Raw genomic sequence first — 8,001 nt, 5'->3', positions numbered from 1 at the left:
AGGGTGGCTGAATGCCAATCCCCAGCAGCAGAATATCGTCGCTGCGCATGTTGCCATTCCTTGTCTTTCGGTGCGCGGTAGGATGCCCCAGCATGTGGTCTAATTCCACTCAGAGTGACGAGGAGCCGCATTTCATTGACCAGCCTGAAATTGCCACCAGAGCTCCCTAATCTCATATCACCGGCATGTAAAATCCGGTAGTCACTCTGTTCCTATTCATTGCGGCGCAATCTGACCGCATACCCCAGCATCGTGCCATTCGCTCCACGAGGAATGGCACGATGGCACACCACAGCAGCCGCAACATCCTATGGCACCGCGCTATCGCCGTGCTGCTGGCCGTCTCTGCCCTGACTATCGAGCCCGTACTGGCTGGGGACGGTGCCACCGAGCATGCCCAACTGGCGGCGCTGATCCGCCAACTCGACATGATCGACCGTCTGGCCGAGCACAATGCCAGCCTGCCTCGCCAGGACGGCAGCCGCTACCACTTCGACTACGAGCGCCTGCACAAGGATATTGAGCGCGTTCGCCAGGGGGTTCGCGATTATCTGGCACCCAAGCGCGCTCAGCCACGAGATCCTGTTGAGCTGCTTGGCCAGTATCGCCGAGCCTCTGAGGCGGATCAGTGAATACCGCCCAGGCGACCGCCTTTCAGGCGAATTCCGGCTTTACGGCAGCGGACGTGTCCGTGGTGCTCGTCAGCCTGGTGTTTGCGGTGCTGCTGCTCTGGGGTGTCTGGGCACTGCGCACGGCCTATGTCGGCTGGGCCGAAGCACGCATCTCTCAACGTCAGTTCCTGGGTGTCGCTGTGCGGTTCGTGGTGATGTACGTGGTGCTGACTTTCTTCCTGCTGTCTTGACCTCCTGAGGACTTCACCATGTTCAGTGATATGACTTCTCGCTACCGCCACCTGGTCCAAATCGCTCACCGGTTTAGTGCAGCCTTGCTCACCTTCAGCCTGGCTCCGCTAGTTCACGCCCAGGGACTGCCTACCCTGGAAGACCCCTCCCGAGGTGCCGGCAGCGGTATCATGGAAACCTTGCGCAATTACGGTTACGACATTGTGCTGCTGGTGGCGTTGCTGGTGGTGGCCTCAATGTTTGTCGGTATCTGCTACCACGCCTACAGCACTTACTCGGAAATCCATACCGGCCGCAAGACCTGGGGCCAGTTCGGCCTGACCGTGGCAGTCGGCGCGATTCTGCTGGTCGTGGGTATCTGGCTGCTGACCGAAGCCACCGGCATTCTGTAAGGGCCGCGCGACATGACGGACCTTGCGGAGCGCCAGCACGACGACGCGGTGACCTTCCTGCCACACCGGCTCAATCGGCAGCCGGTGGTGGTGCGCGGGCTAACGGCAGATGAGCTGTGGATCTGTGTTGGCCTGTGCGGTAGCGCCGGGCTGCTCATCGGTCTGGTGCTGGCCTGGCTGACCGCAACCATAGCGGTGATGCCGACGGTGGTGGTGATCACGGTCGCCTTCGGCGTCTTTGTCGGTGGCAATACGCTGCGCCGCCACAAGCGAGGGCGCCCGGACACTTGGCTGTACCGGCAGCTCCAATGGCGAATCGCACTGCGGTATCCAGGCTTTGGTTCCCTGGTTGGTGGTGCCGACCTGGTCACACGGTCGGGGTATTGGACGACCCGTAGGCCATCGCCATGAGCCGGTTCAAGAATGAGATCACCCATCTTCAGGCCCATATCAAGACCCTGCGCCTGGGTGCACTCGCATTGTTGGCGATAGCTCTGGTTCTGGGGATGGGCTGGTGGAATGCGCCCCGCGACCTCACCATCCATGTGCCTCCGGACTTGCGTTCCGGCAGTGTGCGCCCCTGGTGGGACGTGCCACCCGAGTCGGTCTATGCCTTTGCCTTCTACATTTTCCAGCAGCTCAACCGCTGGCCCACCAACGGGGAAGAGGACTACGCGCGCAATATCCATGCGCTGTCACCCTACCTGACGCCCGCCTGCGGGCACTTTCTCAAGCTCGATTACGAGCAACGACAGCGTACGGGCGAGCTGCGTCAGCGGGTTCGAGGCATCTATGAGATTCCGGGCCGTGGCTTTGGTGATGATCCCACCCAGCGCGTGCGGGTGGTCTCCCACCGGGACTGGGTCGTCACCCTCGATATTGCCGCCGATGAGTACCACGGCACCGAGCAGGTCAAACGTGCCCTGGTGCGCTATCCGCTCAAGGTGGTGCGCTTGGATATCGACCCGGAGCGCAATCCCTTTGGCCTCGCGCTGGATTGCTACGACGGCACACCGCAGCGCATTGAGGCAGAACCCTCTTCACCCCCTGTCGCTCCGGTGACCCGGTAAAGGAGTTGCCATGAACCGCTTAATCGCCACGTTGTTTTGTTGCGCGCTGTCCCTTGGCTGGATAGCCAACAGCCACGCGGTGGAAATTCTCACCTGGGAACGGCTGCCGCTGGCCGTGCCTTTGGTGGTCGGTCACGAGCGGGTGGTGTTCATCGACCGCAACGTGCGCGTGGGTGTGCCCGCTTCGATCGGCAACCGCTTGCGGGTGCAAAGCGCCGGTGGTGCTCTCTACCTGTTGGCCCAGGACAGCATCGAACCCACGCGCCTGCAACTGCAGGACGCCGATGACGGCACCCTGATTTTGATTGATATCGCAGCGAGCGCCGGTGATGCACCGCTCGAACCGGTGCGCATTATTGAAGATCAGACCATCAGCCCCCGTTATGGCGGCACGGCACCACAAGACCCCGAGTTGCCGAATGCCACCACCCCGAATCCCGCGCGGGAGACGCCGGTTCCGGTGATTCTGACGCGCTATGCAGTGCAAAGCCTCTACGCACCGCTGCGTACCGTCGAGCCCGTGAACGGTCTCTCGCGCGGGAACCTTCCTCGTAATATGGATATGGACACCCTGCTGCCCACATTGCCGATCAGCGCCAAGGCACTGGCCACCTGGCGTCTGGAGGATCACTGGGTCACCGCAGTCCGTCTGACCAATACCGCCAGCCGGTGGGTTGCACTCGACCCGAGAGCCCTGCAAGGTGACTTTGTCGCCGCGACCTTCCAGCACCCCAACCTGGGGCCTGCCGGGGATTCACGGGACACCACAGTGGTGTACTTGGTAACCCGTGGCCATGGCCTGGCGCAAGCGCTGCTGCCGGCCATCAGCCCCATTGATGCCACGATCAACCTGCCCGCATCAGCTGCCTTTGGTGATGCGGAGGGAGCGGGCCATGCACAGTAACGGTCTACTCAAGTGGCTGATGCTGCCGGTGGTGGCGCTGTTGGTGTTCGCCGGTATCCGGCTGTTTTCCGTTGATTCCGGCAGTGGAGGCATGCCTCCAGATGCTGGCTTGGCACTCACTCCGGAGGAGAAGCGCGCCCTCGGCATCGAGGGGGACACCCCGCACGACACGGTGGCCACCCTGGTCGCCCAGGTGCGGCAGTTGCGCAATGAGCTGCAATCATCCCTGTCCGACAACCGCACTCAGCGCGCGGAGAACGACCGCTTGCGTCAACGCGAGCGCTCCATCGAGCAGCGCATCCAGACCGCACTGGATACCGAGCGTGCCCAGCTGCGCCAGGACCGTGAGCAGGTCGCCAGTGAACGCCAACAGGCCCAGAGTCTGTTACAGGACCTGCAACGCCAGTTCCAGGCGATGTTAGGTCAGGGTGACCATGCAGATCTGCCCGTCGGTTTGGGGCTTGAGGCCGGTGACGGCGAAGGCTTCGGCGCTGGGGTACGCTGGATCGAGCCGGACGACGCCCAGCCCGTAGAGAATCGCAGTAACCAGCGCGGCAGTTTCGCCTTTCCCAACGCTTTTGGGCCTGCCCGGGGCGCGATCGACTCGGCCAACGAGTCTCTGGGGCGGGCCACCGACGGCCAGGTGGGCGCGTCTTCGCTGAAAGCCGTCTACACCGTGCCTGCCAACGCCACCTTGATGGGCTCGGTGGCCATGACGGCGCTGATCGGTCGGGTGCCTGTTGATGGCACGGTCAACGATCCCTACCCGTTCAAGGTGGTCATCGGCCCCGACAATCTCACCGCCAACGGCATCGACATCCCGGATGTCGCCGGTGCCGTGGTCAGCGGTACCGCCTCGGGGGATTGGACGCTGTCCTGTGTGCGCGGCCAGATTCGCTCGATCACCTTTGTGTTTCAGGACGGCACCATCCGCACATTGCCGGAAGAGGACGGGCGGAACACCAGCAGCAATCGCAGCAGTAACGACATCCTCGGTGGGCTTGGCTGGATCAGCGATCCCCACGGCATTCCCTGTGTCACCGGTGAACGGCGCAGCAACGCCCAGCAATACCTGGGCACCCAGGCACTGATTACCGCCGCGGGCGCCGGTGCCGCTTCGATGATCGACTCCGATAGCGGACGGATGTCCTACATCGGCAGCGATGGATCACTGGGCACCGTCGGCATCTCCGCCAATGAAGCCATGGGACAAATCCTCGCCGGTGGTGTGCAAGACATGTCCCAGTGGGTCAACAAGCTCTACGGCCAGGCCTTCGCGGCGGTCTATGTGCAGCCGGGCGCTCAGGTGGCCGTGCACATCGAGCAATCCCTCACCATCGATTACGACGCCACCGGGCGCCGGGTCGATCACCGACTCGGAGGCCCCCATGTTTCGGAGCTCGATTAACACGCTGGGCATCAAGGGCACCGCGTTCATTTTGAGCGCACTGCTGTTGACCGGTTGCGCCACCACCAAGGACGAACTGCTCACCCACGACGGCCAGACCATGCACGACATCTGGAGCCGTGAAGCGGGGAGTGGCACCGGTGGCGGCCGCGTCGCCCGTGAACTCCTGGATGCACGTCAATCGTTACGTCGCCCGCTGACGTCAGAGGAGATCGACGGGGCTGCGGCTGACCAGGCCCGCTACAGCCGCACGGCGCAAAACGAGATCTACAGCCAGTTCAAACGCCTGCCCAATCCCGATCTGGTGATGTACGTGTTTCCGCATCTGGCGGGCACCGACCCGGTACCGGTGCCAGGGTACAGCACCGTGTTTCCCCTGTACCAACGGGTGCAATACGCCCTGCCCGGCGAGCGGGTGGAGGACTACTGATGGCCAAGTCATTGCCCTGGCCATGGCGGGCGCCACGCCGTTCCCCTGAGGACAACCGTGTTCCCACTGAAGCATCCAACAGCTGGGAACGTCACCTCGATACCCTGCACGACCAAGGCATTCCCACGCCGGGCAGCCCGCGTGATGGGGGACGCTCTTCCGCCACAAAGTCGGATGAACAGCGTCTGTACGACGTCAAGCCGTCGTTCGTCGACTTACTGCCCTGGGTGGAATACCTGCCGGATACCGAAAGCCTGCTGCTGGACGACGGCGAATCAGTCGCGGCGTTCTTTGAGCTGACTCCCATCGGTACCGAGGGGCGGGAAGCCCAATGGCTGCTGCAGGCCCGCGATGCGCTGGAAAATGCCCTGCAGGATAGCTTCGATGAGCTGGACGGTCAGCCCTGGGTGGTGCAGCTCTACGTTCAGGATGAAACCGACTGGTCCAGCTACCTGAACACCCTGCGCGACTACATCCAGCCCCGCGCCCAGGGCAGTGCCTTCAGCGCCTATTACCAGCGCTTTTTGGCCCACCACCTGCGCGCCATCGCCAAGCCCGGTGGCCTGTTCGAAGACACCACCGTCGCCCGCCTGCCGTGGCGCGGTCAGTCCCGACGGGTGCGACTGGTGATCTATCGCCGCGCTCCCGGTGTTTCCCGGCGTCGGGGACACACCCCGGAACATGCCTTGTCCGCAGTCTGTGACCGATTGCTGGGTGGGCTGGCCAATGCCGGCATCAAAGCCCGTCGCCTTCAGGCCGCAGACATACACGCCTGGCTGATGCGCTGGTTCAACCCGAACCCCACGTTACTCGGGACAACCGCAGCGGACCGCGAGCGCTTCTACCAGTTGACCGCCTACCCCGAAGAGTCGGAATCGGGAGAGGTCGAACTGGCCAGTGGTACGGATTTCTCGCAGCGACTGTTCTTCGGCGAGCCTCGCTCCCATGTTGACCACGGCGTGTGGTATTTCGATGGCATGCCACACCGGGTCATGGTGCTCGACCGCTTACGCACACCACCCACCACCGGTCATATCACCGGGGAGACCCGCAAGGGTGGGGATGCCTTCAACGCCCTGTTCGACCAGATGCCCGATGACACCGTGATGTGTTTGACCCTGGTGGCCACGCCCCAGGATGTACTCGAAGCGCACCTGAACTACCTGGGCCGCAAAGCCCTTGGCGATACGCTGGCCTCCGAGCAGACGCGACAGGATGCGCAGGAAGCCCGCTCGCTGATCGGCAGCGCCCACAAACTCTATCGCGGTGCCTTGGCGTTCTATCTGCGCGGACGCGACCTGGCCGAACTGGATGCCCGCGGCTTGCAGCTGGCCAACGTGATGCTCAACACCGGCCTGCAGCCGGTGCGCGAGGAGGATGAGGTCGCGCCCCTCAACAGCTATCTGCGCTGGCTGCCCTGTGTGTTTGATCCGGCCAAAGACCGGCGTCAGTGGTACACGCAGATGATGTTCGCCCAGCATGCGGCCAACCTCTCGCCCCTGTGGGGCCGCAACCAGGGCACCGGCCACCCGGGCATCACCTTTTTCAATCGCGGCGGCGGCACTATCACCTTCGATCCACTTAACCGCAAAGACCGGCAGATGAATGCCCACCTGTTTCTGTTCGGGCCGACCGGCTCCGGCAAGTCCGCCACCCTGAACTACATCCTCAATCAGGTGGTGGCCATCTACCGGCCGCGGCTGTTTATTGTCGAGGCCGGTAACTCCTTCGGGCTGTTCGGGGATTTTGCCAAGCGACTGGGGCTCACCGTCCATCGGGTCAAGCTCGCTCCCGGTGCCAACGTCAGTCTGGCCCCGTTCAGCGATGCCCGGCGTTTGGTCGACAGCCCCAGCGAGGTCTACACCCTGGATGCCGACGCGCTGGACGATGACAGTCTTCTGGAAACCAGCCCGGAAGACCTGGAGCAGCGCGACGTCCTGGGTGAGCTGGAAATCACCGCCCGGTTGATGATCACCGGCGGGGAGGACAAGGAAGAGGCGCGAATGACCCGCGCCGATCGCAGCCTGATTCGCCAGTGCATCCTCGATGCGGCCCGCTGTTGTGTACGGGCCGAGCGCACCGTGTTGACCGAGGACGTGCGCGATGCCCTGCGCCAGCGCAGCAACGATTCCACGCTGCCCGAGGTGAGACGCGCCCGATTGCTGGAAATGGCCGATGCCATGGACATGTTCTGTCAGGGTCTGGATGGCCAGATGTTCAACCGTCCCGGCACCCCCTGGCCCGAGGCTGACATCACCATCGTTGATCTGGCCACCTTTGCCCGCGAGGGCTACAACGCCCAGCTGTCCATTGCCTATATCTCCCTGATCAACACAGTCAACAACATCGCCGAGCGCGACCAGTTTCTGGGGCGGCCCATCATCAACGTCACCGACGAGGGGCACATTATCACCAAGAACCCCTTGCTTGCCCCTTACGTGGTCAAGATCACCAAGATGTGGCGCAAGCTGGGGGCCTGGTTCTGGCTGGCGACGCAAAACCTGGACGACCTGCCCAAGGCCGCCGAGCCCATGCTGTCGATGATCGAATGGTGGATCTGCTTGTCCATGCCCCCGGACGAAGTGGAGAAGGTCGCCCGTTTTCGGGAACTCAATCCCGCCCAGAAAGCGCTGATGCGCTCGGCACGCAAGGAGTCCGGCAAGTTCAGCGAAGGCGTGATCCTGTCGAAGTCGATGGAGGTGCTGTTCCGCGCCGTGCCGCCGAGCCTCTATCTCGCCATGGCGATGACCGAACCCGAAGAAAAAGCCGAGCGCCACCAGTTGATGGGCGAGCACGGCATCAGCGAGCTGGATGCCGCCTTCAAGGTGGCGGAAAAGATCGACCGGGCGCGCGGTATCGAACCCTTATTGCCAGAGGACTTTGACCCAAATCCCGAAATGCCTGCCGACGATGTCGGCGACATGCCCAGGTAGC

General features: G+C 63.0%; 9 protein-coding genes. All 9 read left to right on the top strand.

The genetic code is table 11. The features are described 5' to 3' along the window. The first annotated feature begins 281 nt into the window (after positions 1-281). From DDZ17_RS21845 to DDZ17_RS21805, 9 genes are read left to right on the top strand one after another with little or no spacing between them, the layout of a single operon-like run. Complete coding sequence (locus tag DDZ17_RS21845) at positions 282-632, top strand: integrative conjugative element protein, RAQPRD family (protein ID WP_116369169.1); 351 nt, start codon at positions 282-284, stop codon at positions 630-632. After that, the gene (locus tag DDZ17_RS21840) at positions 629-862 is read left to right on the top strand and encodes a TIGR03758 family integrating conjugative element protein (RefSeq protein ID WP_116369168.1); all 234 of its coding nucleotides are present in this window, start codon (positions 629-631) and stop codon (positions 860-862) included. Before DDZ17_RS21845 ends, DDZ17_RS21840 begins: the two co-directional genes overlap by 4 nt. A gap of 18 nt (positions 863-880) precedes the next feature. Then, positions 881-1,255: a TIGR03745 family integrating conjugative element membrane protein gene (locus DDZ17_RS21835; protein ID WP_206613627.1), complete on the top strand. Its 375-nt coding sequence runs from the start codon at positions 881-883 to the stop codon at positions 1,253-1,255. Between the two features lie 12 nt (positions 1,256-1,267). After that, positions 1,268-1,666: a TIGR03750 family conjugal transfer protein gene (locus DDZ17_RS21830; protein ID WP_116369167.1), complete on the top strand. Its 399-nt coding sequence runs from the start codon at positions 1,268-1,270 to the stop codon at positions 1,664-1,666. Further along, the gene (locus DDZ17_RS21825; protein WP_116369166.1) at positions 1,663-2,325 is read left to right on the top strand and encodes a PFL_4703 family integrating conjugative element protein; all 663 of its coding nucleotides are present in this window, start codon (positions 1,663-1,665) and stop codon (positions 2,323-2,325) included. Before DDZ17_RS21830 ends, DDZ17_RS21825 begins: the two co-directional genes overlap by 4 nt. Positions 2,326-2,335: 10 nt before the next feature. Further along, complete coding sequence (locus tag DDZ17_RS21820; RefSeq protein WP_116369165.1) at positions 2,336-3,229, top strand: TIGR03749 family integrating conjugative element protein; 894 nt, start codon at positions 2,336-2,338, stop codon at positions 3,227-3,229. Then, complete coding sequence (locus DDZ17_RS21815) at positions 3,219-4,637, top strand: TIGR03752 family integrating conjugative element protein (protein WP_116369164.1); 1,419 nt, start codon at positions 3,219-3,221, stop codon at positions 4,635-4,637. Before DDZ17_RS21820 ends, DDZ17_RS21815 begins: the two co-directional genes overlap by 11 nt. Continuing rightward, entirely contained in the window at positions 4,618-5,067 is a 450-nt protein-coding gene (locus DDZ17_RS21810) for a TIGR03751 family conjugal transfer lipoprotein (RefSeq protein WP_116369163.1), read from the top strand. The genes DDZ17_RS21815 and DDZ17_RS21810 overlap by 20 nt, the downstream gene beginning before the upstream one ends. Next, a complete protein-coding gene (locus tag DDZ17_RS21805; RefSeq protein WP_116369162.1) occupies positions 5,067-8,000 on the top strand; it encodes a conjugative transfer ATPase in 2,934 nt (977 codons plus the stop codon). The genes DDZ17_RS21810 and DDZ17_RS21805 overlap by 1 nt, the downstream gene beginning before the upstream one ends. Position 8,001 lies beyond the last annotated feature (1 nt).

Source organism: Parahaliea mediterranea, assembly GCF_003402235.1.
Classification (GTDB): domain Bacteria; phylum Pseudomonadota; class Gammaproteobacteria; order Pseudomonadales; family Halieaceae; genus Parahaliea; species Parahaliea mediterranea.
This window is presented reverse-complemented; position numbering and strand designations above follow the sequence as displayed.

Excerpts from the sequence above, each read along its gene's own strand:
- DDZ17_RS21845 (WP_116369169.1), top strand. The coding sequence starts at position 282 with ATGGCACACCACAGCAGCCGCAACATCCTATGGCACCGCGCTATCGCC.
- DDZ17_RS21835 (WP_206613627.1), top strand. The coding sequence starts at position 881 with ATGTTCAGTGATATGACTTCTCGCTACCGCCACCTGGTCCAAATCGCT.
- DDZ17_RS21830 (WP_116369167.1), top strand. The coding sequence starts at position 1,268 with ATGACGGACCTTGCGGAGCGCCAGCACGACGACGCGGTGACCTTCCTG.
- DDZ17_RS21825 (WP_116369166.1), top strand. The coding sequence starts at position 1,663 with ATGAGCCGGTTCAAGAATGAGATCACCCATCTTCAGGCCCATATCAAG.
- DDZ17_RS21820 (WP_116369165.1), top strand. The coding sequence starts at position 2,336 with ATGAACCGCTTAATCGCCACGTTGTTTTGTTGCGCGCTGTCCCTTGGC.
- DDZ17_RS21815 (WP_116369164.1), top strand. The coding sequence starts at position 3,219 with ATGCACAGTAACGGTCTACTCAAGTGGCTGATGCTGCCGGTGGTGGCG.
- DDZ17_RS21810 (WP_116369163.1), top strand. The coding sequence starts at position 4,618 with ATGTTTCGGAGCTCGATTAACACGCTGGGCATCAAGGGCACCGCGTTC.
- DDZ17_RS21805 (WP_116369162.1), top strand. The coding sequence starts at position 5,067 with ATGGCCAAGTCATTGCCCTGGCCATGGCGGGCGCCACGCCGTTCCCCT.